Origin of the sequence: uncultured Aquimarina sp., from assembly GCF_947496855.1 — a bacterium.
Taxonomy (GTDB): domain Bacteria; phylum Bacteroidota; class Bacteroidia; order Flavobacteriales; family Flavobacteriaceae; genus Aquimarina.
In genome coordinates, this window is record NZ_CANMED010000029.1 from 1 (window position 1) to 977 (window position 977).

Below are 977 nucleotides of genomic sequence, written 5' to 3' on the forward strand. Positions count from 1 at the left end.
GATGGAATAGCAGATGATGATGAAGATACCTTTGTAATCACACCTACTGCAGCAGATTTAGCTTTGGTAAAGAGCTTTACAGATGTCAATGGTGGTCCAGTTAATGTAGGAGATATTTTAACTTTTAGTTTAGCCATCAGTAATACTGGTCCAGATGTAGCTACGAATGTTTCTATCGAGGATGTTTTACCTTTAGGTTATAGTATTGTTTCAGGTAGTATTGATAATTCTGGAGTTTATAATGCAGGATCTACGACAATAGATTGGGATATAGCTAGTGTTCCATTAACAGGTATTACCCTTACGTATCAGGTATTGGTAAATGCACCGACAGGATCAGCAGGAGAGTATAGGAATTTAGCTCAGATCACAGGAAGTGATCAGTTTGATCCAGATAGTGATGCTACTAGTGATGAGACAGTAGATGATTTAGGTGATGGTATTGCTGATGATGATGAGGATACTGAGACCGTAGTTCCAGCTCAGGCAGATTTAGAGATTGCCAAAGGTGTTCAGAACGCAGGTACTGTATTGCCTCCAAATGTTGGAGATGTGATTACTTTTGAAATTACATTAACGAATAATGGTACGGACGATGCTACAGGAATAGGGATAGCAGATATAGTTCCATCAGGATATACGAATATTACAAACATTAGTAATGGAGGAGGATTAACAGGTACTACTATTAACTGGAGTGGTTTATCATTAACATCAGCAGCAGGTACACTTACCTTAACCTATGATGTAACGGTATTGGCACCTACAGGTATTAGTGGAGAGTATAATAATGTTGCTGAAGTTACAGCAAGTGATCAATTTGATCCAGATAGTTCTCCTGATAATGATGATGGAGATCAAGATGAAGATGATGAGGATAATTTTGAGATAACACCTCAGACTTCAGATTTAAGTATCAATAAGGTAGTAAGTGATGCTACTCCAAATGTGGGAGATACTGTTACTTTTACAATTAG

General features: G+C 37.7%; 1 protein-coding gene. It reads left to right on the plus strand.

Going from position 1 to position 977, the window contains the following annotated elements; all coding sequences use genetic code 11:
* Nucleotides 1–977: DUF11 domain-containing protein (locus Q0921_RS24925; RefSeq protein ID WP_299261879.1), on the plus strand; the 977-nt coding region annotated here is incomplete at both ends.